We start from the raw sequence: 26,712 nt of genomic DNA, 5'->3' as shown, positions 1-26,712 counted from the left end.
TGCACCCGTGGAGGAGACGCGCAAGGCGCCCGCGGAGCTGAATTGACATGCTCGAGAACAGCGGGTACGCTCGCATGAATCGGCCTTGCCATGGAAGAGGTCACAGGGGGCGTATGAACTATGAAGATCGTCCGAAGACTGCTGGTGGTACTCGGTGTCCTGATCCTGATCCCCATTGTCGCGCTCGCCACTCTGGCGATCTCGGCGCGTAGTTCTGACGGGCCAGCCGGTGTGTTCGCGGGTGGTCCACTCGTTGCCGGTGAGTTAGTAACAGGTCCGGAACCCGATTGGAGTTTCGTACACGATATCGCAACCATCGAGCTACAGCTGCTCGACCCTCCCCGGTCCCGATTGATTTGGATCGCCGACTACGAAAGCAAGGCCTACGTCGTGTCCGGGTACATGGGCAACCGTATCGGACGCATGTGGAAAAAATGGCCGATCGAAGCGGAACGAGATGGCCGGGCGATCGTTCGCATCGACGGTAAGAGGTATGAACGCACCCTCGTGCGCATCAAGACTGGTGCGGTCGTGGACGGCGTGATGGCAGAGCTCGGCCGCAAGTATCGATTTTCAGCAACGCGCGCTGCGATAGAGTCCGGGTCGACCTGGCTCTTCGAGCTGGCCCCTCGTAGCTCAGGCATGACCGGAGCCGCCAGGTGAAACGGCTACTCTTGATTTTCGGTGGTGTAGCGCTCTGCACCGTACTCTGTGTGCTGTTCATACCCGGCCTTTCGGAGTACCTCTCCGGAAAGGTGTTGGGCTGGATCGCTAGCGCGGCCTCCTCCTAGGAGCTCGACAATGAGTGATTTCTGGAGAACTCCATCCCGACGGGAATTCGCCAAGATAGGCGCGATTGCTCTGGCAGCGGCGATAGGAGCTAGTGAAATGGCATCTGCGCAGGCACCTGCCAGCGAACTCGAGTCGGAGTTTCTCTTCGAGTTGGTGCTCGACGTTGACGCCCAACTCGATGCCGGCCATACCCGCATTGCGCCCGTTACCGGTGGAACCTTCAGCGGACCACGAATCAAGGGAACCGTACATCCCGGAGGCGCCGACTGGATTACGCAGGTATCGGGTCATAGCAGTCTCGACGTGCGCATCACTCTGGAAACCGATGACGGTGCGCTCATCTACATGTCGTACACCGGAGTTGTTCGGCGAGGAGACAACGGACTGTATTGGAGAGTACGACCCATCTTCCAGACCGCGTCGGAAAAATACGACTGGCTCAACCATGTCGTTTGCATAGGCAAGAACAAGCAGGTGCCTGGCAAGGTTGCCTACGACATTTTCGGCATCCTGTAGAGCGGACCGAGTCGAGCTACCCTGCTGCGACCGTCCAACGAACCAGAAGCACCACGCCGGCTAGAATCATCGCCGTACCTGTAAGGCGGCTCGCTGCGCGCGCGTGACGCATCGGTATCACTTTCTCGGTGAATACGAAGATCGCGATCGCGGCGATCCAAAGCAGGTTCATCACGCCCCCCAGGAAGAGGAGCCCCATCAGTACTCAGCAGCATCCCACGCAGAACGAGCCATGATGCAGCCCCATTCGGAACGCCCCCATTGTGCCGGGACGCCAGTGCTCTGAGAGGAAGTACGCCGGGGACTGGCTAATGCTCGAGGCAGGCGAGCTTGATGGGCGTGACCTGATACACGCCCGCGGCCACCAAGAGGCCGGCTCCGAGCAACGGGCTCGTCGTAACCATCATGGGTGACAGAAGGGCCGCTTGATCGAGCGCCCATTGCGCCACGGTCGCGAATACGCTGAACAGAGTCCATAGCGCGACGTAGCCAGAGACGAAAACGACGGTAGGTGCAACAACGGACCCTTGCCGACCCGCCTTACGGGCCACCGCGGCGTAGACCATGGTCGTGGGCGCTGCACTAGGACTAGGCACCATCATGCCGACCATCATGATCGCCCACATCAGGAAAATCAGAACGAAGTCGCCAGCGTCCAAAGCCCGAATGCGCACCATTTCCATCGACACCGACAACTCCGGCATGCCGCCGGAAGCACGTACCAGATAAATCCAGGCGAGCGCGGTCGTGCCGCCGAGCGCGGCCACGACCGCAAGCAGGTCGCGCTTCGGCACGGTCCTCCAGGCCCCCCCTACCGGATCACCCCGTCCTGGTTCATGTGCAGGATGTTGAACTGCCCTTAACTATCGGTCAGCTCCAGCTCGATCCCGGCAGTGATCTTGGACGAGCCAGAGCCCATTTCCGCGACCGTGTACTCGAATCCGTTCGGGAGGTTGATGCGCGAGCGCGACGGCTCGCCACTGTGTGGATTGATGATTGGCGAGCCGGTGGACTCGACCACCCCAGCTACGCTCAGCCGTGCGGTTCTGGCCTCGATATCGATCTCGAGGTCGATGGGCGCGTAGACGGTATCGAGCACCTCGGACGCCATGCTGTTGTATACGAAGAAGTGCGTCGCACCGGCGAGCAGTGTTCTCGCCGCGTAGGATCTGGCCCAGCCCGTCTCGTTGCTCGTCAGAGGCGCTCTCGTCGATGACGAACTGAAGCCGCCCGTCGCCTGCTGCGATCTCTCCCGGCCACCAGAAGAGCATCGCGAAGGCGAGGCCATCCAGCCGGACATCGCCGAAGTTGCCCTCTTCGATGTGACCGCTGATGACGCCCTCACAATTGCCATGGGTCGTAGGGGAGCCGAACTGGCAGGGGCACCCGTAGTTGCAGTTACAGTTTGCGAACTCCGTCCCTCGGATCATCCATTGGACCGCCATCTTTCGCACCTCCGGTTCTGATTCATGCACCGGGGATGGCGATCCGCGAAGAGATTGTGTCGCAAGCCGAACGGCGTGTGAGCCGCGGCGCGATGTACACGACACTCGAGCGCCTGCTCGCCAAGGGATACGTTACTTGGACGCTGGGCGACCCCACCCCTGAGCGTGGTGGCCGTGCGAAGCGTCATTTCACGGTCACCTCCCAGGGTCGAGACGCGCTACGCGTGTCGGGTCGTGCTCTCTTCAATTTGTGGACGGGGCAGGAGTCTATCCTGGAGGAACGGTGACGGAGCAAGGGGACGCCCCGAACGTCGGCGGAAGCCCGCCGCGTATTCCTGAGCGGCTCCTAGCACGACCGTTCCCAATAAGTCGTTGTGTTGCAACCAATCGGGGCGCCCGGATTTGAACCGGGGACCCCCTGCTCCCAAAGCAGGTGCGCTACCGGACTGCGCCACGCCCCGTAAGTTATTGTACTGCAGTCTTTTATAGGATATGACTGTGGTCGACGAACTCTGAAAACTGTGCCAAAAACCGTGTCAGGGCTAGGCCCTCATGCGGCAAAGCACACCTGCCTGTGAAGCAGCAGAGCCGATTTGGATTCACGAGCTCGCGGGAGCCGGAATCGGAGGAGCAGGTCCGGCCGCGCAAGCAGAAAGGTCCGCGACGCCTACGCGTCGCGGACCAATTCTGTCGGGACCGCCGGAGATCTGCCCGGACTGTAGACCGAGCGCCGCCGCAGCCCTCTAGCTCACTACCCGCCTCTTCTGCAGCACCTTCTGCATGTACTTCTCGAAGAAGAACTTCTGGATGTCCATCATGTCGATCTCGCGGCCTTGGATGTAGATCTGCTCGATGTCGCTGGTCATGTCCAGCGGGGTTCCGGTGGTGATGAGGAGCGTCGCCTGCTTTCCGGGCTCCAGTGAGCCCACAAGGTCGCTGATCCCCATGAACTCTGCGGCGTTGATCGTGACAGCCTTGAGGGCTTCTTCTTCGGGGAGCCCAAAGGCCACGGCGACGCCTGCTTCCCAGGGCAATCGGTTCGTGTAGAGCGACCCTGAGCCGCCGGAAATGGCGAACCTCACTCCCGCTTCGTGAAGGCGGGCCGGCATGGAGTAAGCTCCGTCGTACCCCTCGTATGCCCGGCCTGGCGCCGCCATGGTCGAGGTGAGGATCACCGGGATATCGTTGGCCACCAGTCGGTCCGCCACGTGAATCGCGTCGCGCCCTCCACGTATCACGAGCCACACTCCCTCTTCCTGGGCCCAGGTGATGGCATCGTTGATCTGGGCCGCACCGTCCGCTGACACCACTACCGGGATCTCCCCGTCGAGGGCCGGAATCATGGCGATGTAGCGCGAGTCGGTCCGCACTTCTTCACCCGCAGCGGTGGCGTCGCGATATGCACGCGCCTCCGCAAAGAAGTCCTTGAGCTGCTCGACCTGCTCGGCGTAGGTGGGGGGGGTGTCCTGCGAGTCGGGCCCTAAGCCACGGCCCCGGCCCCCCCGGCCCCGGCCCCGGCGGGGGTTGGGGTTGGGCCAGTTCACGTTCAGGGCCGCTGCCGACTTCATGGACATCTCCTCCCAGTCCCACCCCTCGAGGCTCATTGCCGAAGACATGCCGGAGATGAGGCCGCCCCCCGGTGTAGTGAGGGTCACGAGCACGCCGGCGGAGCGGGAGGTGCCGATATGGCGGCTCTCCGCGTTGAAGGCCACTTCGGCTCGCACGTTGGGGTTGAAGTCGCCCAGCTCGTTGACGTCACTCGAGACGCCTATGGAGCCGATCTCGCTGATGCCCACCGTGCTGTAGGCGTCGATGAGGCCTGGATAGATGTGCTTGCCGGAGACGTCCACCACCCGAGTCCCCGAGGGAATCTCAACGTCGGTGCCGACCGCGACGATCACCCCGTTCTCGAACAAGATCGTGCCGTCTTCAATCACCCCGTTCGTCACGGTGTGGATGGTGGCCCCCCGTAGCGCCACCGGTTGGGACTGGGGCGGGACGGTCATCCGCACCTGCGCCCTCGCCGAAGCCGGCGACAGCAGGGGGACGGCCACAGCTGCCATCGCAACGGCCAGGGTCACTGCGGTCACACCGCCGGCCCGGGACAGGATACCCGTCATGGCTCCTCGCTTCGTAATGGTCATGGTCATGGTCATGGTCGTAGGCATGGTCAGTTGCTCCCGCGCCCCTCGCCCATGTCCTCGTCCCCGTTCTCCGCGACGGAGAGGATGGCCTGTATGAGCTGCGTGCGCTCCCAATCGATCTGCTCCCGCATGGCCGCATCCTCCTCGATGGAGAAGTAACGTCGGCCGTCCACCCAGGTCTGCTCGGCCCGGGTGAACTGAGATAGGGGGTTGCCGCTCCAGATGACGAAGTCGGCGTCCTTGCCCGCCTCGAGCGAGCCCACACGGGCGTCGATGGCCACGGCCTTCGCGGCCTGGTTGGTCACCGTCGAGAGCGCTTGCTCCTGTGTAAGGCCGGTGCGGAGCAGCTTGCCCGCCTCCCAGTTCATGCGGCTGGCGATCTCGCTGTTGTCGGAGTGGAGCGCCGTCACCACGCCCGCCTCGATCAGGATGCGGGCGTTGTACACCGTAGCGTCGTACGCCTCGAGCTTGAACCCGCCCCAGTCACTCCACACGACTGCGGCCACGCCAGAGGCTGCCAGCTCGGGGGCGATCTTGTAGGCCTCGACCCCGTGCTGCAGGGTCTGCACCCGGAAGCCGAACTCCTCGGCCAGGCGGACCAGGGCCAGGAACTCGTCGGCCCGGTAGCCGTGCGACGAGATGAGCAGCTCCTGGCTCAGGATGTCGAGGATCGCCTCCATGCGCAGGTCGCGGCGCGGGGGAATCCCCTCCCCGCTGGCCTCCCAGCGCTGCCACTCCCGCTCATAGTCACGCGCGGCCAGGAAGTGGTCGCGGATGATCTCCTGCGTCCCCATTCGCGTGTCCGGGTAACGCCCCTGACGCCGCTTGGGGTTCTCCCCCAACGCGAACTTCACCGTGCGGGGCGCGTCCTCCAGCTTGAGGTCCTCGGGCAGAGAGCCCCAACGCATCTTCACGAAGACGTTTTCTCCTCCAATGGGGTTCGCGGAGCCGTGCTTGATGTGAGCGGTCGTGAGCCCGCCGGCGAGCTGGCGGTACATCCAGATGTTGTTGTGGGTCAGCACGTCGCCCATCTGAACCTCGGGAACGATGGCGAAACCGCTCTCGTTGACCGAACTCACCCCGGAATGGATGTGGGGGTCGATGAGCCCAGGCGTCACGTGCTTGCCGGTGGCGTCGATCTCCATCGCGCCTCTGGGCGCGTCGAGATCAGGACCCACCGCCACCACCTTACCGGCCTGGACCAGGAGATCGGCATTCTCCATCCGCCCCTGAGGACCCTGGGTCCACACGGTGGCGTTGCGCACCACCACGGCAGCGGGCTGCTCGGGGATGGCGCTCCGCCCGTACTCCATCATGGGTCGGATGAACGGCAGGTCGATCTCGGGGACGTTCATGGCCACCGTGCCCCGTACGGGTCCCTCGTACGCCTCTGTGCGGAACCCGCGGAAGGACGGGTTTGCCCCGTTGGGGAGGGACGTCCAGCCGTAGAACTCCTCACCCCGTACCGAACCCGCCAGGAGGGCGACGCCCTCGTATCCCAGGTCCTCCCCGTCGAAGCGCACCACGATACGGCCGGTCTCGGCTACGACCTCTGCCGAGGCCAGGTCGATGGTGGCGCCGTCGGGGCCCGCGATATCGATGGACCCGCGCAGGCGGTTCAGTGGGCCCTCGAGACGGAGCGTCGCCTCGAAGCCCCACTCGTCGTCGGACGTGATCTGCCAGGTGCCTCGGGGGTCGATCTCGGGCGGGCGAGTGACCTCGTAAACCTGCCCGTGCACCCAGACGTCGCGGACGGTGGCCTCTTCGGTGAAGAGGTCGCCTTCGCTCACGACGAGGTTGGCGATCTTGCCCTCCTCGATGGTGCCGTGGGTGTTCTCGAGTCCCAGCCATGCCGCCGGCGTGGTGGTGAGCGCCGCCAGGGCGTCGTCCGTGGAGAGCCCCCGTGCCACCGCGATCCGCAGGTTGGGTAGGAACTCGTTCAGCGACGAAAGCCCGTCGGAGGTGATGGCGAAGCGGATGCCGGCAGCGGCCAACTGGGCAGGGCTCGTAGGCGCCAGATACCAATCGCGCAGGTCGGCCAAACTGGCGTTCAGCGCCGACTCCGGATCATCGACATCGGGCGCGTCAGGGAAGCTCAGAGGTATGATGAGCGGATCGGTGCGTCCCCGGAGCACATCGATGATGCGGTATTCCTCACCGCTCCCCCGGAACCAGGCGTCCACGCCGTACTCCGCGGCAAGCTTGTACGCCCGTAGGTACTCCTCCTCGCTGCCGGTCTCGAAGACGATCGGCTGATTGCCCTGCACCGCGTCCTCGAGTGCCGCCAACGCCTCGCTGGTCTCGGGCGGTAGGAATGCGCGGCCACTGGCTTCGTAGGCGCCCCACGCCCTCATGTACCAGTCGGCGTCCATGAAGGTCTGCTTGATGAGCGCAATGGTCCCCATGGCAGAGTTGGGGTAGGCTCCACCCAACTCGAAGGAGCGCTGGAAGCCCACGGCCTGGACCAGGTCGGGGCGGAGCACCCGGTCCCGGACCCCGGCGTCGCCCAGGTTCACGACCGAAGCGGTGCCTCGGAAGATGCCTTGCTTGGGCACGACCAGCGCCGTCCCAAACCCCTGGGAGCGGAGCGCCGCCCGGCGGTCGGGGTCGTCCTGGGAGTTCATCGTGGTGCTGAACCAGGCCCGAACCTGTGGGTTCCAATGGGTTGGCCCCACGTCGCCGCCTTCGGGGACTGCGTCCATCCCTAGGTCCGCATGGGCATCGATGAAGCCCGGATAGATCGTGTGGCCCGCCAGGTCCCAGACGCGCGCGCCGGGCGGGGGCTCCATGTTGCGACCGACCTGCTGGATGAGTCCGTTTCGGATGACTATCGTGGCGCCGTCCAGAACCTGCCCCGGAGCCGTCACGACCCGTGCGCCCACTAGCGCGTGGAAGCCGATGCCGTTGTCCCGGATGCCCGTCACGGGCTCGGTCCGGGTCGCCTGTTGGGCTGAGACTCCGCCGGTCAGCAGGAGGGTGAGCCCCAGGAAGGAGAGGATTGCTCTCACGACGTCCCCCGTAGGAATGGTAGGAATGTAAGGTGAACCACTGCGCATCTCCCGCGGGCAGGAACCCGCGGGGAACGGAAAAGACGGAAAGTGTCTTGATGGCTACGCTCCCGCCGGCGTCTGGTCAAATGGACCGCGGGCGGTGCCCCTACAAAGACAGCTACCGCGGCCGCCGCTTTGGGGACTCTAGCCGCCCATCAAGCCCGCCGATCTACTTGGCAGCCTTCAGCTTGAACCGTTGCATCCGTCTACCGTTCCCCGCCTCTCCGGTGTAGAGGTAGCCCCGGGAGTCCAGCACCACCATGTGCGCTCGGATGAACTCGCCCGCCTGGCGCCCGGGCCTGCCAAACCTGCCAAGGATCTCCAGGTCGGAGCGCCGCAGCATCCAGACACGTTCGTTCGTGCCATCGATCAGATAGAGGAGGCTCTGTTCGGGATCCCGCGACAGCCCAAGGCTGAAGCCAGTCCCCGATCCGCGGGTCTCTGGAAGGACGAACCGCTCCATCAGATATGCGCCGTTCTGGCGGAAGACTTGAATGCGGTTTCCGCGGCGGTCGGACACATAGACCAGGCCGTCCTTCGAGCCGACGATGCCATGGACGGTCGAGTATTGCTGTGGCGGGTCGTCTGGCCTGACTGGATACTCATATCGGTAGGTGTCGTCCGGTGGCTTGCCGTACGCACCCCAATGACGCCGGTATTCGCCGGTCGCCGCATCGAACACCACCACGCGCCGGTTGCGGTATCCATCCGCGATGAAGAGTTCGTTCGTACTGGGCTCCACGAAGAAATTCGCCGGGCCGCCCAGATGAGTCGGATCGTCGCTGCCCTTGTTCACGCCAGGCTCACCGATGGTGAGAACGTGGTTGCCGTCCTTCGTGAACTTCATCACGTGGAATCCATTACTCGTGCCGAGCCAGACGAACCCGTTGTGATCGATATAGATCCCGTGCTCCTGGTCGAACCAGTGATACCCCTCGCCCGGCCCACCCCAGGCTTGCAAGACGTTGCCCTCGGGATCCAGTTCGAGAACGGGGGGCGCGGGAAAACAACAATCCGCAATCGGTGGATCCTGTGCGGCTCCGATCTCCTGACGGGTCAGGCTCGACGGCATGTGAACTACCCAGAGGTGGTCGTTTTCATCAACGAAGAGCCCTCTGATGTCGCCGAGGATCCAGTCGTTGGGCAGCGTCGGTGGCCACGTCGGGTCCACTTCCCACTCGGGCAGTGTGCCCGATGTCGGCTCCGGTGCCGGCTGAGGCGTCTGAGAGTCGCAAGCGACGGTAATGAAAAGCAAGGCTGCAGCGCTGAAGAGTTTCATTCGATTTCTCATGGTCTCGGTGGTCGACGGCCGCGTAGAGCACTCAACGCACGGCCAATGCAACGAGTCGGGGTGGATTACCCTGGACGGTGAGGGCGATGTACTGCGTGCCTTCGACCATGTAGCTCATGGGGGCGCCGATCGCTCTCCCGGGCAACGGGACCTCCCCGAGGACCTCGCCGGTCGCCTTGTCACGCGCAGTCAGTACGTAAGACCCCTCCGCGTTCGGCCGTTGCTGGCCTGAGAACAGGAGTGTCTCGGTAACCAACAAGAAGTCCCGGCCACCACCGAGCGCTGGCAACTCCAGACCCTCCAGCCGTGGATGATCCCGGATGCTGGCCGGCCCGGGCCCGTTGGATTCCTGCCAGACGATCTCTCCTTCGTTGAGGTCGATCGCGGTGATCCTCCCGTACGGCCCCTTGAAGAGTGGCAGACCGTCCGGGCCCGGCGGCGCGCGCATCGGGCCACGCGAGTACCGAAGGGTGGAGCGCTCCGGCCCGAGCTCCACCAGGCGGGGGATGATCGGCTGCGTCGCCGAGGACACATACAGAATGCCCGTTTCCGGATCTACGGCCGCGCCGCTCCAGTTCGCGCCGCCCGTGTAGCCTGGAAGCGCGATCGTGCCTCGGGTCCCGTCCGGCCCGGCGTCGATGAGCGAAGGCGGCGTGAAGAGGGGGCCGCTTCGATACTGCCCCAGGATCTCGATCGCCTCGGCTCGCAGCTCGGGCGTGAAGTCGATGAGATTGTCGATGGTGGCGTCCTGCCGATCGAATGGAGGGGGCTTCGTCGGGAAGGGTTGTGTTGGGGACGTCCACTCACCCGGCACATCGGAGGCGGGAACCGGTCGTTCCTCGATTGGCCAGACGGGCTCGCCGGTCTCGCGATCGAAGACGAACGTGAAGGCATGTTTGGTCACCTGCGCGACAGCCTTGATCGCTCTCCCGTCCACCGTGATGTCGATCAAGTTGGGAGCGGCCGGCGGATCATAGTCCCACAGATCGTGATGTACGAGCTGGTAGTGCCAGACGCGCCTTCCGGTCGAACATTCCAGGGCGACGAGGCTGTTCGCGAAGAGAAGGTTGCCTGGCCGGTGCCCGCCATAGTGATCGTTCGTCGCGTTGCCGACCGGGAGGTAGACGTAGCCGAGCTCCTCATCGGCGCTCATGAGCGTCCAAACGTTGGTGTTCCCCGTGTACCTCCACGAGCCGTCCTCCCACGTTTCGTGACCGAACTCTCCAGGTTGGGGGATGGTGTGGAACGTCCAGAGCAGCTCGCCGGTGCGGGCGTCGAAGCCGCGGACGTGCCCGGGTGGAGCCTCCCGGAACCGGGGTTGGTCGGAGATGGCCGATCCTACGATGACCACGTCCCCGCACACGACCGGGGCCGACGTGATCGAGTAATTCATGGGGGGTGGAGCCCTGCGGGCCCTCGGTATGCCGTCCATCAGGTCGACCCGACCGTCATCGCCGAAGCCGGGAACTGCATCCCCGCTCCTGGCGTCGACGGCGATCAAGTAAGCGTCTCCGGTCCCCAGAATCAGCCGCTCCCGCTCTCCGTCGGTCCAGTAGGCTAGCCCACGGTTGCTGAAGCCGAGCAGCATGATTGGAATGCCCGACACATAGCTCCGCGGATCGTGAACCCAGAGCGTCTCACCGGTGGCAGCTTCGATTGCCGCGATTTGGGACAAGGGGGTGGAGATGTAGAGGACGCCGCCCACCATCAAAGGCGTCGCCTTGAGATTCGAGATGCGGACAGCCGCGATGTCGTTGGGGACCTGGAGGTTCGGATAGTCCTCCCTGAGTCGGTCCAGATCGAATCGCCCGTCGACCGACTCCCACTGCCAAGCGATCCGAAGGTCTCCGAGGTTGTCCCGGTTGATCTGGTCGAGTGGCGAGTACTTGGTGCTCCCGATGTCTCCCCCGTAGCTCCGCCACTCTGCGCCCGTCGCGCCCTGCTGTGCGAGGCCTGACCCCGTGAAGAGGCCCAAGGCCATGAAGAGTGTGCACAACGTGAACCGATTCACGACTGCTCCTCCTAACGGCCCTGCACGACCGCCACGCCCTCGATCTCGATGAGCGCGGTGTCCGAGTAGAGCGATTCGACGCCGATCAGCGTCGTGGCCGGGAGATTCTCGTCGGAAAATCCATTATTCCGGCGGGCGACCGCGAGCACCGCCGCATCTTGGGGATGATAATCGGCCATGTAGATGTTGAGCTGCACCAGATCCGCTGTGGTCGCACCAGCCGCTTCGAGCCGCCGCTTCAGGTTGGCGTAGGCCTGATCCGCTTGGGTCTCGAGGCTCTCACCTGCGCGCCCGACTTGACCTGATACATAGATCGTCTTCGCACCGCTCCCCTGCGTGGTGACGACCTGTGTGAAGCCTGATGTGGGACCGATGAACTCCGTGTCGGCCTCGCCACCCCCGCCATCGCTCACGACCGCCACGGCGTCGATCTCGATCTCATATTGATCGGTAACGAGTGACTGCACCCCGAGCAACGTACTCGCTGGTAGATTTTCGCTACCCAGTGCCTGCGTTCTCGCCTCACTGAACGTGCGGCGGTCCTCCGGCGCATACTCGGCGATGTACGTGACGATCTTGACGAGATCGTCGAGAGTGGCACCTGATGCCTCCAGTCGCCGGGCCACAGCCGCCAAGACCGACGTCGACTGCTCGGCCAGTCCATCGCCTTGGCCGACCTGACCCGAGACGTAGATCGTCTTGATCCCGTTGGCCGTGACCACCACGGACTGGCTGAAGCCACGCGAGGGTCCGACGCGTTCGATCGTGACGGTCGCTCCCGGGACTTCAGGATCCGCGATGACCGCGACGGCCTCGATCTCGACACGGAACTGCTCGAGGAACAATGACTGGACGCCTACCATCGTGCTGGCCGGCCACGAGTCCTCATTGAACGTCCGGAGTCGTGCCTCGCGGATGATCGAATACTCCTCTGGGTCGAAGTCCTTCACGAAGATCCGGATCTTCACGACGTCTGAGGCCGAGGCGCCGGCGCTCTCGAGACGTCGCACAACCGACTGAAACGCCGTCTCGACATGCGCTCGGAGATCGTCACCACGGCCGACCTGTCCTGACACGTAGATCGTCTTGACACCATGATCCGACACGGTCACGACCTGGGTGAACCCGCCGGCCGGGTCGATGAACTCCCTCTCGAGCTCTTGGGCACCCACTGGGCGACAGCCGACTGGTCCAAAAACGATAGCCATCATCAGCGCCGTCGCTGCCGGCGTGATGTTGAACTTCATGTCGTGTCCCCCTCTTCGCTCAAGCGCTGTGACACGGTCTGACTCGAGGGCCCGAGGTCCGGCTGGTGGATGACCTCCGGCTCAACGCAACGCCAGCGCAACGAGCCGCTCCGGCTCGCCGCTCCCGCCGACGGCAAGCACGATGTATTGCTTACCGTCGAGCAAGTATGTGATTGGGGCGGCGTGGAACTGGCCCCCCACGTCCATTCTCCACAGCTCCTCGCCGGTCTCCTTGTCGTATGCCCCGATCCGGTTCGTATTCATCCCTTGTCCGATGAACAGAAGGGTCTTCGTCAGAAGCGGTCCCCCGAGCTTCTGAAAGCTACCGAGCCGTGGTAGCTGCAGGTGCCGCAGGGCTTCATGGTCCCGAGGTCCGTCCCCGACGGGGACGCTCCAGAGCTTCTCGCCCGCGTTCATGTCGAAGGCCGTGAGCTGCGAGTATGGGGGCTTGAAGAGTGGAAGGCCCCGCGGGCCGACCAGGTCCCGTACCTGAGGCCGAATCATCATGTCGGAGCGCTCGGGATCCCCGGGCTCCATCCGGACGAGCGAGAAGTGAGCCCAGCTAGGCACATAGAGTCGCCCAGTGTCGGGGTCGAACGCCGCACCCCACCAGTTGGCGCCGCCACTCCAGCCGGGTCGCACGATGTTGGTCCCCGGCGTCAGGGGCGTATAGAGGGGTCCGGCATTGTGCTCACGAAAGATGGCTAGCCCCTCCGCTCTCAACTCGGGAGTGAAGTCGATGACGTCGTCCTCGGTCGCTCCGTTCGTGAGGAAGAGTGGGGGCTTGGTGGGATATGGCTGCGTAGGCGATGTCCGCTCGCCTACCAGAGTGCTCTGTGGAACGGGTCGCTCCTCGATCGGCCAGACCGGCTCGCCCGTCGCCCGATCGAAAACGAACGTGAAGCCCTGTTTGGTGATCTGAGCGACGGCTTCGATCCGGCGACCGTCGACGGTGATGTCGATGAGGTTGGGTGCCGCCGGAGGATCGTAGTCCCACACCGTGTGGTGGACGAATTGGAAGTGCCACACGCGTTCACCGGTTTCGGCGTCGAGGCATACCAGGGAGTTGGCGAACAGATTGTCGCCGAGTCGATGTCCGCCGTAGAAGTCCGTGACCGGCGATCCGACCGGGAGGTAGACGTAGCCGAGCTCCTCGTCGGCGCTCATCAGGGTCCAGACGTTGGCACCTCCGGAGAGCCTCCACGAATCGTCTTCCCAGGTCTCGTATCCAAGCTCGCCCATCTGGGGAATGGTGTGGAAGATCCACTTCATTTTGCCTGTCCTCACGTCGTACCCCCGCACGTGCCCGGGCGGCGCCTCCTGGTACCCGGTGCCCTCGGTCATTGCGGAGCCGACCACTACGACGTCGCCGACCACCAACGGAGGTGAGCTCACCGTGTAGCGGCGCGCGTCGATCGTTCTTCCGAGACCTTCCTTGAGGTCGACTCGTCCGCCCCGACCGAACGTGAGATCGGGCTCCCCGGTCTTCGCATCGATCGAGACGAGGTACACTCGCCCCGCCGCATAGATGAGCCGCTCCTCCGCGCCGTCCGTCCAATAGGCGAGCCCGCGGGTCATGAACCCATGCACGGCCGGGCGGCCTTCCAGGTACAGAGCCGGATCGTAGCTCCACAGCGTCTCGCCCGTTCCGGGATCGATCGCGGCGATTTGACCGAGAGAGGTGGTGGTGTACAGCACACCGTTCACATAAAGAGGCGTGACCTCGTAGGCGTAGGTCTGGAAAGCTCCACGTACACGCATCACCTCATTACGGGCTCTGAGCCCCTCGTCCACCGACGTCCAGGTCCAGGCGACCTCCAGGCTCCCGACGTTGTCCTCGTTGATCTGATCGAGGGCAGAGTACTTGGTGTGTCCTGGATCCCCTCCGTAGCTCCGCCACTGACCGTCCGCCGCGCCTGACTGCGCAGCCGCCGGGCTCCCCGCCGGGCTCCAACAGAAGAGGCCCAATGCGAGCATCACCCGAAGCCAGCCGGGAGCAACGCCAAGCTTCGATGAACTCTTCGAGGTCTCAGTTGGTCGTACAGCCAGGGACGGCCGCATGATCTCTCCTCGCCGGCAACGTGAGTAGAGCAGTCACGAGCAACCTACGACGCAGGAGGGCGGCGAGGCGAGGGATCGTAAGCGGGCACATGGTGCCCCCTACGATGTCCGCCCATCTTGTGCCGGTCGAACGGCCGCCCTGGCATCATGTTGCGATGGAGCCTGGCAATGTCGAGCACTCGTGTGGGAAGTCTGCTCTCCCTGGTCTGCGTCTTATCGCTCGCCTCTTGCGCTCCGCCCGCGCAGCCCGAACCGGGCATGGCCCCCGGCGCTCAGTACAGCGAGTGGCGCGTGCACCAGGGCGACGCAGCCGCGTCACACTACGCTCCCCTCAGTCAGATCAATCGTAGCAACGTCGCAGAGCTTCAGGTGGCCTGGTACTGGGAGTCCATCGACGAAGAGCTCAAAGAGCGCGATGAGGAAGCGCGCCGGATGGGCGGGGCCCTCTGGTATGAGGCGACGCCGCTCCTGGTGGACGGAACGCTCTACACCATCACCTCGCTGGGCCAGATCGCCGCGATTCACCCAGGAACCGGCCGGACCCTTTGGTCCTACGATCCGAAGACCTGGGAGTCGGGTCGGCCGGTCAACCTGGGCTTCATCGTGCGCGGCCTCTCCTATTGGACTGATGGGGAGAGGAAGCGACTTCTCATCGGATCCAACGACGCGTTCCTGATCTCGCTCGATGTAGAAACAGGGGAGCCGGATCCCGCTTTCGGGAATGCCGGAAGGGTGGACCTGACCCAGGGACTCGGTGTCGACGTCGAAGATCGCCAGACCTTCATACTGGGCTACGGGGTCAACTCACCCGTGACGATCAGCCGTGACGTGGTGGTCGTTGGCTCCGCGATTCGGGACACGCCCCAGACCCGCGACGTCCCACCCGGACACGTCCGGGGCTATGACGTACGGACCGGCGAGCTGCTCTGGATCTTCCACACGATCCCTCAGCCGGGCGAGTTCGGGAACGACACCTGGGAGGACGACTCCTGGCGCGCCGCCGGAGCGACCAACGTCTGGACGCCGATGAGCGCCGACGACGAGCTCGGCTATGTGTATCTGCCCGTGGGGTCGCCCTCCCACAACTGGTACGGGGGCCACCGCTTCGGCACGAACCTCTACGCGTCGAGCTTGGTGGCGGTCAATGTCGAGACTGGAGAGCCGGTGTGGCACTACCAGCTCGTCCATCACTCTATCTGGGATTACGACCCGGTCGCGGCGCCGAACCTGATCGACATCACCGTGGACGGCAGGGAGATCAGGGCCGTCGCACAGGTCACGAAGCAGGGGTTTCTGTTCGTCTTCGATCGAGTGACAGGCGAGCCCGTGTGGCCCATCGATGAGCAGCCGGTCCCGCAGTCCGACGTAGCCGGTGAGCGGACCCATCCCACGCAGCCGATCCCCACGAAACCGGCTCCTTTCGAACCGAATGGAGCCTTCGAAGAGAACTTGATCGACTTCACGCCGGACCTTAGGGCACGGGCGCTCGAAATCTTCCAGCGATATCGTACTGGTCCTGTGTACACACCGCCTTCCGTCGAGGGCACGATCGTCAACCCGGGGTGGGCGGGCGGCGGGAACTGGAACGGGGCCGCGTTCGACCCGGAGACCCAGTACCTCTACATCCCTTCGTATACCGACTACACAGTCGTCGCGCTGAGGAAGACGGACACCGGGGCGTCGGAGGACTTCGACTATCTCTGGGGAGGCGCTCGGACCCCGACGGTGGATGGCCTACCGATCTTCAAGCCGCCGTGGGGTCGAGTCACGGCCATCGACATGAGCACTGGCGAGCACGTGTGGCAGGTCGCGAACGGCCGCGGGCCGCGAGATCACCCGGCTCTTGCCGACCTCGATCTGGGCGATCTGGGGAGGGGGCTTGGCAGCGGGGAGAGCTTCCCGCTTCTCACGAAGACGCTGTTGTTCACCACTGTCGACGGGCAGAGATCGGAGCCTCCGCGTCTGTACGCCTACGACAAGTCGAACGGCGACGTGCTGTGGGACTTCGAGCTACCGGCGGGCGTACACGCCAACCCAATGACATACATGTATGAGGGCCGGCAGTACCTGGCGGTCGCCGTGGGTCGCGGCCGAACCGGAGAAGGCATCGTGGCCTTGGCGCTGGAGACGTCGAGTTTCTAATCGCCCCCAGCGACCCTGACCGTCACAGCTTCACCCGGGTCCCCCAGGTTGCCGCTGTCGTCAACCGCTCGGCTGAGGATCGAGACCGTGCCCGCCCGGTCTGGCGTCCACTCGTAGCTCCAGCTCGTTCGACCGATCGCAGGGTGCCAGTTCGTTCCACCGTCGACGGACAGTTCCACCGCGGCGACGACCCCGCCACCTCTGTCCGACGCCGACCCACGAATCGTCATGACACTCCCCACAGAGCCGGCGACGGAAGTCATGTCGATGGACGAGGTGGGAGGTGTGTCATCCGTCGAGGCGGTGGCCGCGACCAGATCCGGCTGCATCGTCGCCGGCTGAACGCCCATGTCGGCGAACAGGTTGAGCGTGGCCTGCTGAACATTCTTGTCAGGCCCGTTTGGGTCGACACCGACCCGAGTGTTCGATCCGTTGGCTCGCTCGGGCGGAACGCCGGTCTCGGAGTCATGATGCGCATCCAGCCCCCAGGCCCACTGAAGCGTCCCGGAACCGAAGACCAACGCTCCGCTCGAGTGGCGGTACAGCACCGCGTTGTGCGTCGCCGTGCCCGATTCGCACCCTCTCCCCGGGTGCAGGCAGAAGAGTACGTTGTCGACCGTCGTTGCCGAGATCCGGAACAGACCGGGTGGGCGAGCGCCATTGTCGATGTCCGAGTCCCACTCGTGGCCGAGGATGCCCTTGATGGACACATAGCGCTCGCCGGGCTGCAGTTCCGCGATCTCCGTGTTGCGCCAGATACGCAGGCTGGCGAACTCGGCGTCCACGATGAGCGGGTCGTTACGCCAGGCGTTGACCGTGAAGATGGTGCCCGTCAGAGCGTTTTCCGGCCACGCCCCTTCCGGGTTGTACGGCCTGTGGTCCCGGAACTGTCCCGTCCAGACGTCGGCGGCGGGGTCCATCTTGCGGGACACCTCCTTGTAGGTGACCAGCGTGCGGTAGGGCTGCCCGCTGCCGTCGATGCTCTCTTCCCAGCGGACCTTCCAGTACACCTCGTTGCTGCTGAAGAAGGCCACGTGCACGCCCGCTTGTCGGGCGGCCTCAACGTTGCGGCGCTGCTCACCCGACCAGTACTCGTCGTGACCCACCGACATGAAGATCTTGTGCTCGAGGATCTCATCGCCTCGCCGGTCGGTGTCTATGCCCGACGTGTAGCTGACGTCGTAGCCGTTACGCTCGAGCCACCGGACCATTGGGTACTCGGAGTTGAGCGGCATGTTGACCGCTCGATAGTGACGTGTCTCGAACGGGCGATTGTAGCTCACCTTGTGGGCACGTGGCGGGCCGCCGTGGAGGCGCAGCCTCTCGGGGTTGAGCCGTCCATACAGGCTGTGGCCCCCGTACCGGTTGTACGCCTGCCAAGTCACGTCCGAGGTCTGGAACAGCATCTCCGAGTCTCCATCGTCATCGCGAACAACGAAATAGATGTGACTCGCCCTGGGCTCACGTAGCGGATTCGCCATCACCGCCGCGTACTCCTCCCACAGCGGGTCGTCCTCCGCACCGGGCGGCAACTGCGACGGACGGAACTGGTCGTTCCGCCAGTAGTCGCCTTCGACAGGATCCTGGCGGACCAATCGAGCGAAGTAGATGCCCGACGTGGCGTCGAGCGGCGCCTGCCACGAGGCCGAGACGGCCCAGTTGCCACAGTCGAAGAGGGGCGCGTCCGCAGGCACCAACGCCCCTGCCTGATCCAATACGGGCACCTCTCCGGTCAGACAGTCGGGCTGGTCCTGCGGTAGCGCGGCCGAGGGTTCGATCGTGTCGACGCGTCGAGCTCCCGCCCCGCCGTAGTAGCCCATTCGGTAGATATCGATGCGATAGTCGTCCGAGTCCGTCCGGATCTTGAAGTTGATCGTTTCGCCCTGCGCCACGCTGATGTCGTCGCCGAAGCCCTGGATGCTCGGGTCCCCGTAGCCGTTGATGTCCCACTCGGTGGGAGGATCTCCGGGCTGGCAGTTCTCTGCAACGATCTCGTTGGCCGGCTCATCGCAAGAGTCCCTCGAGGTCTCCGCGGACGTCGAGCAGGCCGGAGCGACCGCAACGCTGAGTAGAAGGAAGAGGCGACGATGCCGGATCATGGTGATGTCTCCGCGTCGGAGTAGGCTAGGCATCTATCGCTCGCGTGCACGACCCGTGCGCAAGCGACCGAAAGCCACGTTTTGCCGCAGTCGTTGGCTCCGTTAGTCAGACGGGCCCGGAGTCGTCCGCTACAGCAGGGTACCTGCTTACGCAGCTGCTAGGTCGGCAACTTAGAGCACGGGGCCTCCGGACCGAAACTGTGCCAAGAACTGCGTCGTTGCCCACCCCCTCCGGGGCGTGCGTCTCTCCCGGGAGGCGATTTCTACAATGTCCGATCAATCGAGACCGACACCGAGGGCGACACAAGATGAGCAATCGTCCGCGCTCAGCGGTCCGATATCGGCCGCGGGCGATCCTTGGCTTCGAGGGTCTCGAGGACCTGCTTCCACTCGAACTTGTCGCCGATCCCGCGCACGTAGTGATCCATCCATGCCATCTCGCTCACCGCCTTCACCAACCGGTTGCGCGCATCGGGGATGCCGTGGCTGCGGCCGGGATACATGAACAGCTCGGTAGGCACGTCGAGCTTCTTGAGAGCCATGTGAAGCTCGACCGACTGCGGGCTCGGCACTCGCGGATCACCTTCGACGACGTGAATCATGGTCGGCGTCTTGGCGTTGGTGATGTACTTGAGTGGTGACTGGTCGAAGTAGGTGTCGAAGTCCTCGTAGAGGAAGCCGTCTCCCACGTAGAACTGGCGGTTCCGCTGGACGTCGCTCTGGGCGTACATGCTGATCCAGTTCATGGTGCCTGCCCCCGAGCTGATCGCCTTGAAGCGGTCGGTGTGGGTAAGGATCCAGTTCGACCAATGCCCGCCCGCGCTCCACCCCAGGACGCCCATCTGGTCCTCATCGACGATGCCCTCCGCGATGAGGTAATCCACGCCCGTCATGATGTCGTCGTAACCGAGCGTGAAGTAGTCCCCTACGATGTCTGTCCGATGTGCGTTTCCGTAGTTCCTGGATCCCCGGTAGTTCGGCTTCAGCGTGGCGTAGCCCGCTCCGGCATAGACCTGGGCGCTGGAGTACCCACCCCTGAAACGAAGAACGTCCGCCGAGGCCGGGCCGCCGTGGATCGCTACGATCAGCGGATACCGTGTGCCCTCCTGGTACCCGACCGGGTAGACGAGAACCCCGCCGACCGTCTTGCCGTCGGTCGAGGTCCAGTTGATCTCGACCTCCTCGCCGAGCGCCACGTCGGCGAGCTGAGGATTCAGGTCGACCAGTTGTATCCACCGGGATCGACGGTCCACATCATGCACGTCGGAGACGGTGAACACGGTCGGGGGAGTACGCGGATCGGAGTAGTTGATCAGGATCACGCCGGTATCGTCGTCGCGGGTCACCGAAAGCGAAGCCCGCTCCTCTGTTACCTGTGTGACTTCATCCCGCTCGATGTCGAGCGCATGCAGCTGGCTCGTGACCTTCACCCCGGCATTGAAGTAGATCGTCCGTGAATCCTCCGACCAGAATCCGATCGACAGACTCTGGTCGAACGCCGAGCCGAGCTTGCGGAACGCACCACCCCGTGACTCGACCTCCCGGATATAGATTCGGTTCTCGGTCATCGAGTACCGTTCCAGGTCGTCGGGCCCTGAGAACGCGATCCAGCGCCCGTCCGGCGAGAATTGGGTCGCGCGCTCCCCGACCTCGTAGTTCTCGGTCAGTCGCTCGACCGCCCCCGTGGCCACATCCATGAGGTACTGGTCCGCGTAGAGGCGCGCGCCGGTAATGTTGCGATCGTACCGCTCGATCGAGCCGCCCGTGAAGGAGAGCCACCGACCATCATCGGAGACTACGAACGCGTCTACGCTGAAGCCTGAGTCGTGGGTCAGCCGGCTTTCGCGTATGCTCGCGACCTCGACCGACCACAGGCTCGACAGCGGGGTAACCGCGTTCTTCACGTCGACAGTGAATCCTTCTTCGCGGCGGCGCTTGTCGTCTTCGTCGAACGAGTCCGGCCGAACGAAGTAGATCGTGGCCCCATCAGGGCTCCAATCCCACTGCTCGACACCGGCCTGCCCAGCGGTGATCTGTTCGGCGTCCGCAACGAATAGGTCGGAAACGGGCAGCCGATGAAGCTGCTCTTGCCCGGGGTCACCGCTCCGGTACACAAGCCATGAGCCGACCGGACTGAAGCTGAAGCCCGACACGCCGTGCTCCTCGTCGGTGATCTTGCGCGCCTCGCCGCCGTCATGACGCATCAGATACAGCTGATTTTCGCTGTCGTCGGAGTCCCGGTTGGACGCGAACACGAAATACGAGCCGTCCGGTGCCCACGTCGGCTGAGACTCGTTCTTGTCGTCGGTGAAGGTCAGTTGGCGGCTAGACGCAACGCCTTCCGAGAGCGAGACCACATGAATATCGCTCTGCGACTGGTCCTCCTGCCAATCGGGGGTCGAGATCGTATACAGCATCAACGCGCCGTCCGGGCTCGGCGCCCACGACCCGCCTCTGTTGATGCGCTGCACGTCCATGAACGTGAGCGCACCCTGTTGCGCGGACATCGGGGCAGCCAAGACGGCGGCGAGAATCAGGGAGGAGAGGGCCGAGGACTTGGAGCGGAGCATATGACCTCCAGCTGCCGGGGTTGTCAGGAATGACCGAAGGAAGTAATGCCGGGCCAGAACCGACGAGATAATGGGGCCTGCAGCGCGATTTGGCACGCCGAAAGTGCAGACCGATCTGCTCGCGCTCTGCCGACCTCCACCGCATCTTGAGCGCATGAACGAAGCCGTCACCCGCCTGAACGCTGCCCTAGAGGGGCGCTACGACATCCAACACGGGCCAGCGCAGGTGACCCGAGCGAGGTCGCTCGATCCGGCACAACTGCCCGACCGTCGCCTCCCGGAACCACGGAAAGTCGTCAAACGGCAGTAGTGCTGCACCCCATCAATGAGCACCCAGAGCCCGTGCTCCGACCCGTTCGACAGTTCAACGCCCGAAGTGCTCGTGCCGGGCTCTCTTGATTTCATCTTCCGGTTCCTCGACGAAGGCCAACGCCGTTCCAAGGGTTCGCTCGCTGAGCCCGTGGTTGCGCGCGAGGGATCGCCTCCTCAGTTGCCGGTCCCGAGAATCGCATCAGCCTGGCGAGTGACTTCATCCAGCTCACTACGAAGCACCTCGTGCCGAGCGATCGCGTCACGGCCTATCTTCATGTCGACTCGGGCGGTCATCCCGCGGAGGTAGGTAATGTGATCGCGCAGCCCCGGACTGCTGTAGCGGATCGGCGCGGTGATGAGCTTCTCCGCAATCGGTGCGATGCGACGCTGCAAACCGGCGTCGTCGCTCTCCTGCGCCGCTTGGACCCGCTCGATCAGCGCGTCCACCTCGGCCACCATCGCGTTCATCTTCGTGTTGTGCTCGTACTGCTCACGGAGGTCGGCGACCGTCACACCGCCCGCTTCGACGCGCGGATCGATGAGGACGTTGAACCGCTGGGTCTGAGACTCACCGCCCACATCAAGTCGAGCCTGATACTGTCCCGGTGGTACTGGCAGCCCTTCCGCGTCCCTCACGTTCCACACGACGCGGTTGAATCCGGCGTTGGTCGTAACGGACGGTGGCGGCGCGTCTCCACCTCGTCGGCCGAAGCCGCCACCACCACGGCCATCGCTCCCTCCACCCCTCGCGGGCCGCGCACTGCTGTACGAGTTCACTACGCTCCCGGCCTCGTTGAGGATGTCGAGCGTCACCGTGCCCGAATTCGGTGTGGGCAGATAGTAGTCGATGTTGGGGCCGAGCAGCTGAGCCGCCGTCGTAGTACGATATCCGTCCCTCGGCGCGAACAGATGCACTTCGGCGAGCCTCGTCTCCGGCGTGATCTGATGCAGTGCCGAGACATTGTCGAGAATCCATATCGCACGGCCCTGAGTCGCGATCAACAGATCCTTGTTCTTCACCTGGATGTCGTTGATCGGCACGTTGGCCATGTTCAGTTGGAACGACTGCCAGTTGCCTCCGTTGTCGAACGAGATGAAGAGGCCGAACTCCGTGCCCGCGTAGAGCAGCCCCTCGCGGTCCGGATCTTCACGCACGACTCTCGTCGGCCAGTCCGCAGGTATGCCGTTGTCACCGGTCGTTAGGAGCGTCCAACTCTGACCGTAGTCGTCGGTCCGGTAGATGTAGGGTGCGTAGTCGCCGAGCAGGTACCGATAGACCGCATAGTACGCTGAGCCCGGCCGGTGCGGCGAAGCGTCGATCCATGCCACGCGGCCACCCTCGGGAAGGTCGGGCGGCGTGATGTCCGTCCACGTCTCCCCGTCGTCCCGGGTGATGTGGAACGGACCATCGTTGGCGCCGGTCCAGATGACGCCCGCCTGATGGGGCGACTCTTCGATGGCGTAGAGCGTGCTGTAGAACTCCTCACCCGTGACGTCCCGCGTGATCGGCTCGCCACTGGCACCCTGACCATGCGGGGGGAAGGCGGTCAGATCCGGGGACATCGTCTCCCATGTGACGCCCATGTCGCGCGAGCGATGGAGGTGCTGCGAGCCGTAGTAGATGACGCTGGGATCGTGCGGAGAAAGCTCCATCGGAGACACGCGCTGGAAGCGCAGGATCAGGTCACGGCCCGCGTTGCCGTAGAGCGACTGTGCGCCCACCCAATACGGCTTAGTCTGGCCCGTTTCCCGGTCCTGGACGAAGAACTGGCCCTTGCAGGATCCATAGACGACGTTGGGGTACGTCGGATGCGGCACGACCGGCCCGGTCTCACATCCGGGGCCGGACCACCAATCGACGTTCCGCTCTCCCCCGCCCGCGACGCTCGAGATGATGTGCGTGCCGTCGTCCTGCTGCGCCGCATAGAGCCGATACGGAAACCGGTCGTCGGTGTGGATTCCGTAGATCTCCGAGGTCGGCTGGTTGTCCTGCGTGGACCAGGTCTGGCCGCCGTCGTACGAAACGTTGGCGCCGCCATCGTTCGCCTGGATCATCGTGTTCCCGTCGTTCGGGCTGACCCAGATGTCATGGTTGTCGCCGTGCGGCGTCGACATCCTGGTCATCGACCGGCCGCCGTCCGTCGACTTCCAAAAACGCTCCGCGCCGGTATAGACGACGTCGGCGTCCGTGGGGTCGGTGCCGAGCGTCGTGTAGTAGAAGGGCCGCTGGATCATGGCGCCGTCGTCATTCACCATCATCCAACTCTGACCGGCGTCGTCGGAGCGATACAACCCTCCCCCGGGCTTGGCCTCGACGAGCGCATAGATGCGATCGGGATTCGCCGCGGTCACGCCCATGTTCGCCTTGCCGATCAACTCGCTGGGCAGGCCGTTCATGATGTGCTCGAAGCTCTCGCCGCCATCGGTGCTCTTGTAAAAGCCACCTTCACGTGAGCCGCTGATGATCGTCCACGGCTTACGCTCGATGCGGTTCATCCAGGCGTAGACCACGTCCGGATTGCCGGGCTGGATCTCCACGTCCATCGCACCCGTGCTGTCCGACACGAAGAGCGTGTTGCGCCATGTCTGGCCTCCGTCGGTCGTCTTGTAGATCCCGCGTTCGGGAGTGGGCTTGAAGATGTCACCGTTCGCGGCGACCCAGACCGTGTTGGGATCGGTGGGGTGGATCCTCACGGCGCCGATCTGCCCCACTCCGTAGAGACCGGCGAACGACCACGTTTCGCCGCCGTCCGTCGACTTGTACACGCCACGTCCCGTGGAGACGTTGCTGCGCACGCCATCCGAGCCCGTGCCGTAGTAGATGACGTCGGGGTCGGAGTCGGCGACAGCGATCGAGCCGCTCGATCCCACCGGCACCTGCCCGTCGGTGATCGGCTCCCAGCTCTCACCCCCGTCGGTGGTCCGCCACAGACCACCCGAAGCGACGCCCATATAGAAGGTCCGAGGCTGGGAGGGTACGCCCGTTACCGTGGTCACACGTCCACCCTGGAGCGGACCCACCTGACGATATTGCATCCCCTCGAAGAAGGAGGGACTGACCTGGCTCATCATCGGCGCGCGTTGCGCGAACGCGGATGCTGGCGCGCACAGAAGCATCAGTGCCGCGAAGGTCGCAGAAACTCTCTTGTACATATGCCCACTCCAAAAGGATGGTCGGTTGCCGTGGCCGGTGGCGACGGGGATCAGAGCGCGTCGCAGCAGAGCATTGTGAGGGTGGCTCGTGATCCCGGCAAGCGGGACTCGGGTACGCCTCTACCTTCGGATCTCCTCCCCACGCAGTGGCGGAGTGGCCACCGGGTCCCGGCGGACTTTGGTGGCCACCTCGAAGGCGTAGCCGAGCCCGAACAGGCGGGGCTCGCTAAAGGGACGCCCCAGGAACGAGATCCCCACCGGAAGTCGGTTGCTCGTGAAGCCAGCCGGGACGATCAGGTCAGGGAAGCCCGTGAGGTTGGCGATGTTGGTCGCCGATGAGCCCCCACCCCTGCCACCACCATCCACCAGTGACGGCCGGGTGGGTGACGTCGGATAGACGATCGCGTCGAGGTCGTGGGCATCCATGAGACCTTCGACGATGCTCCGCACCATCGGCATGCCGTGGTCCCGCATCGCGACATACTCGTGGTCGTCGAGGGTTCCGCTTCGCTCCTCCTGCATGAGGAGCGACCACCGCGTCGGGTTGGGGGTTCCGCCGTCTGGGGTGGTCGATGTGATCTCGAGCGAGCGTTCGACCATCTCGGCGAGCGTCTTGGGGTACTCCGGGCCTATGGTAGCGAGGTACTCGGGAATCTGTGCGCGGAACTCGCGCCAGCGGATCGTCGTGTACCAGTCGCCCTTCACGTCGAGTAGCCACTGCGGGAAGCGAACATCGACGACAGTGGCCCCGGCGTCCCGCATGGTCTGCAAGGATGCTTCGATGATCCAGTCGACCTCGGCGTCCGAGCCGAGGAAGTCGCGGCCGATCCCGATCCGTGCGCCGCGCAGCGCGCCCTCATCCAGGAACTGCGTGTAGTCGGTCTCGAAACGTCCCTCGCTCTTGAGCGTCGCGGCGTCGGCCGGATCGACGCCGGTCATCGCGCCGAGCATCACGGCGACGTCGTAGACGTGACGCGCCATCGGGCCGGCCATGTCGAAGGACAGCGCCAAGGGGACGATGCCGTCACGGCTTAACAAGCCGTGTGTGGGCTTGAGCCCCGCGATCCCGTTGGCGGTGGTCGGCCCACGCACGGAGCCGCCCGTGTCGGTGCCGACGCCGAGCTGCGCGAACGCCGCGGCGATACCCGCGCCGGTCCCGCCGGACGAGCCGGCTGGCGAGCGTGCGGGATCGTGGGGGTTGCGGATGAAGCCGCCCACCGAGCTCATCGTCACACCCGAAGCAAACTCGCTCATGTTGACCTTGGCCAAGATGATCGCTCCTGCGTCGCGCAGCTTCTTCACGATGAACGCGTCGTCCGGAGGGATGGAGCCCACCAGGAGCAATGAGCCCGCCGTCGTCGGCATGTCGAACGTGTCGATGTTGTCCTTGAGCACGACGGGAATGCCGTGCAGCGGCGAGCGCGGACCACTCGCCGTGCGCTCAGCATCGAGCGCCCGAGCCGTTGCGAGCGCCGCGTCGTTCAGCCAGAGGATCGCGTTGAGCGCAGGCCCTTGTTGGTTGTACGCCTCGATGCGGGCGAGGTAGAGCTCGACGAGCCGCTCGGACGTGAGTGTTCCGGCATCGAACGCAGCGTTGAGATCCTCGATCGTGGCTGACGAGAGCGTGAGCGTCTGTGCGGACGCCGCGGCGGAAAGGCTCCCAATGGTCAGAAGTGCCAGGACGCCGACCGCATTGCGGCACATCTTGCCACCGATCTGAGACACACTGAATACCATCTTCATCGAGACCTCCGACTGAAACGGGCCGAGTCGACTGACGCGGGCCAAAGATGGCAGGCTGGGCCCCGAGCCGACACCAAAAAGCGGGACCCCGAGGGCTGGATCGAGCTGGAAAGCTATGACGAACGGCCTGAAGAAG

General features: G+C 64.2%; 18 protein-coding genes and 1 tRNA gene. 4 read left to right on the top strand and 15 right to left on the bottom strand.

All coding sequences use genetic code 11. The features are described 5' to 3' along the window. Positions 1-120 precede the first annotated feature (120 nt). Positions 121-663 carry a hypothetical protein gene (locus IIB36_10380; GenBank protein ID MCH7532144.1) on the top strand — a complete coding sequence of 181 codons (543 nt, stop codon included), beginning with the start codon at positions 121-123 and terminating at the stop codon, positions 661-663. 225 nt (positions 664-888) lie between these two features. Then, positions 889-1,308: a DUF3237 domain-containing protein gene (locus IIB36_10375; GenBank protein MCH7532143.1), complete on the top strand. Its 420-nt coding sequence runs from the start codon at positions 889-891 to the stop codon at positions 1,306-1,308. Positions 1,309-1,324: 16 nt separating this feature from the next. Here IIB36_10375 and IIB36_10370 read toward each other — a convergent pair whose 3' ends face one another. The 4 genes from IIB36_10370 to IIB36_10355 form a co-directional block, all read right to left on the bottom strand. After that, complete coding sequence (locus tag IIB36_10370) at positions 1,325-1,507, bottom strand: DUF2182 domain-containing protein (GenBank protein MCH7532142.1); 183 nt, start codon at positions 1,505-1,507, stop codon at positions 1,325-1,327. 6 nt (positions 1,508-1,513) lie between these two features. After that, positions 1,514-1,657: a DUF2182 domain-containing protein gene (locus IIB36_10365; GenBank protein MCH7532141.1), complete on the bottom strand. Its 144-nt coding sequence runs from the start codon at positions 1,655-1,657 to the stop codon at positions 1,514-1,516. Continuing rightward, positions 1,617-2,102 carry a DUF2182 domain-containing protein gene (locus IIB36_10360; protein ID MCH7532140.1) on the bottom strand — a complete coding sequence of 162 codons (486 nt, stop codon included), beginning with the start codon at positions 2,100-2,102 and terminating at the stop codon, positions 1,617-1,619. Before IIB36_10360 ends, IIB36_10365 begins: the two co-directional genes overlap by 41 nt. 69 nt (positions 2,103-2,171) lie before the next feature. Next, complete coding sequence (locus tag IIB36_10355; protein MCH7532139.1) at positions 2,172-2,753, bottom strand: DUF1326 domain-containing protein; 582 nt, start codon at positions 2,751-2,753, stop codon at positions 2,172-2,174. Positions 2,754-2,788: 35 nt separating this feature from the next. Here IIB36_10355 and IIB36_10350 point away from each other — a divergent pair, with 35 nt between their 5' ends. Then, positions 2,789-3,040 (top strand): helix-turn-helix transcriptional regulator, encoded by a 252-nt coding sequence (locus tag IIB36_10350; protein ID MCH7532138.1) that lies wholly within the window; start codon positions 2,789-2,791, stop codon positions 3,038-3,040. 100 nt (positions 3,041-3,140) lie between these two features. Here the strand turns inward: IIB36_10350 and IIB36_10345 are convergent. From IIB36_10345 to IIB36_10315, 7 genes are all read right to left on the bottom strand, one after another. Next, a tRNA-Pro gene (locus tag IIB36_10345) sits at positions 3,141-3,214 on the bottom strand. A gap of 282 nt (positions 3,215-3,496) precedes the next feature. Next, positions 3,497-4,921, bottom strand: a complete 1,425-nt coding sequence (locus IIB36_10340; protein MCH7532137.1) for an amidohydrolase family protein — start codon at positions 4,919-4,921, stop codon at positions 3,497-3,499. 2 nt (positions 4,922-4,923) lie between these two features. Then, positions 4,924-7,905, bottom strand: a complete 2,982-nt coding sequence (locus IIB36_10335; protein MCH7532136.1) for an amidohydrolase family protein — start codon at positions 7,903-7,905, stop codon at positions 4,924-4,926. Between the two features lie 211 nt (positions 7,906-8,116). Then, positions 8,117-9,226 carry a hypothetical protein gene (locus IIB36_10330; GenBank protein ID MCH7532135.1) on the bottom strand — a complete coding sequence of 370 codons (1,110 nt, stop codon included), beginning with the start codon at positions 9,224-9,226 and terminating at the stop codon, positions 8,117-8,119. Between the two features lie 43 nt (positions 9,227-9,269). Next, complete coding sequence (locus tag IIB36_10325) at positions 9,270-11,249, bottom strand: pyrroloquinoline quinone-dependent dehydrogenase (protein ID MCH7532134.1); 1,980 nt, start codon at positions 11,247-11,249, stop codon at positions 9,270-9,272. A gap of 11 nt (positions 11,250-11,260) precedes the next feature. Beyond that, positions 11,261-12,496 carry a hypothetical protein gene (locus IIB36_10320; protein ID MCH7532133.1) on the bottom strand — a complete coding sequence of 412 codons (1,236 nt, stop codon included), beginning with the start codon at positions 12,494-12,496 and terminating at the stop codon, positions 11,261-11,263. 81 nt (positions 12,497-12,577) lie between these two features. Further along, positions 12,578-14,473, bottom strand: coding sequence for a pyrroloquinoline quinone-dependent dehydrogenase (locus tag IIB36_10315; protein MCH7532132.1), 1,896 nt, complete (start codon positions 14,471-14,473; stop codon positions 12,578-12,580). Between the two features lie 252 nt (positions 14,474-14,725). On the opposite strand from IIB36_10315, the gene IIB36_10310 reads away from it, so the two are divergent. After that, positions 14,726-16,699 carry a PQQ-binding-like beta-propeller repeat protein gene (locus tag IIB36_10310; GenBank protein MCH7532131.1) on the top strand — a complete coding sequence of 658 codons (1,974 nt, stop codon included), beginning with the start codon at positions 14,726-14,728 and terminating at the stop codon, positions 16,697-16,699. On the opposite strand, the gene IIB36_10305 is transcribed toward IIB36_10310, so the two are convergent. From IIB36_10305 to IIB36_10290, 4 genes are all read right to left on the bottom strand, one after another. Further along, on the bottom strand, positions 16,696-18,831 hold the full coding sequence (locus IIB36_10305; protein MCH7532130.1) for a hypothetical protein: 2,136 nt from the start codon (positions 18,829-18,831) through the stop codon (positions 16,696-16,698). The two genes, IIB36_10310 and IIB36_10305, sit on opposite strands and share 4 nt — an antisense overlap. 293 nt (positions 18,832-19,124) lie before the next feature. After that, positions 19,125-21,368, bottom strand: a complete 2,244-nt coding sequence (locus IIB36_10300; GenBank protein MCH7532129.1) for a S9 family peptidase — start codon at positions 21,366-21,368, stop codon at positions 19,125-19,127. Between the two features lie 486 nt (positions 21,369-21,854). Next, the gene (locus IIB36_10295; protein MCH7532128.1) at positions 21,855-24,797 is read right to left on the bottom strand and encodes a hypothetical protein; all 2,943 of its coding nucleotides are present in this window, start codon (positions 24,795-24,797) and stop codon (positions 21,855-21,857) included. A gap of 156 nt (positions 24,798-24,953) precedes the next feature. Further along, entirely contained in the window at positions 24,954-26,537 is a 1,584-nt protein-coding gene (locus IIB36_10290) for a glutamyl-tRNA amidotransferase (protein ID MCH7532127.1), read from the bottom strand. Positions 26,538-26,712: the final 175 nt, after the last annotated feature.

This window comes from Gemmatimonadota bacterium, assembly GCA_022560615.1.
GTDB lineage: Bacteria > Gemmatimonadota > Gemmatimonadetes > Longimicrobiales > Gaopeijiaceae > UBA1138.
This window is presented reverse-complemented; position numbering and strand designations above follow the sequence as displayed.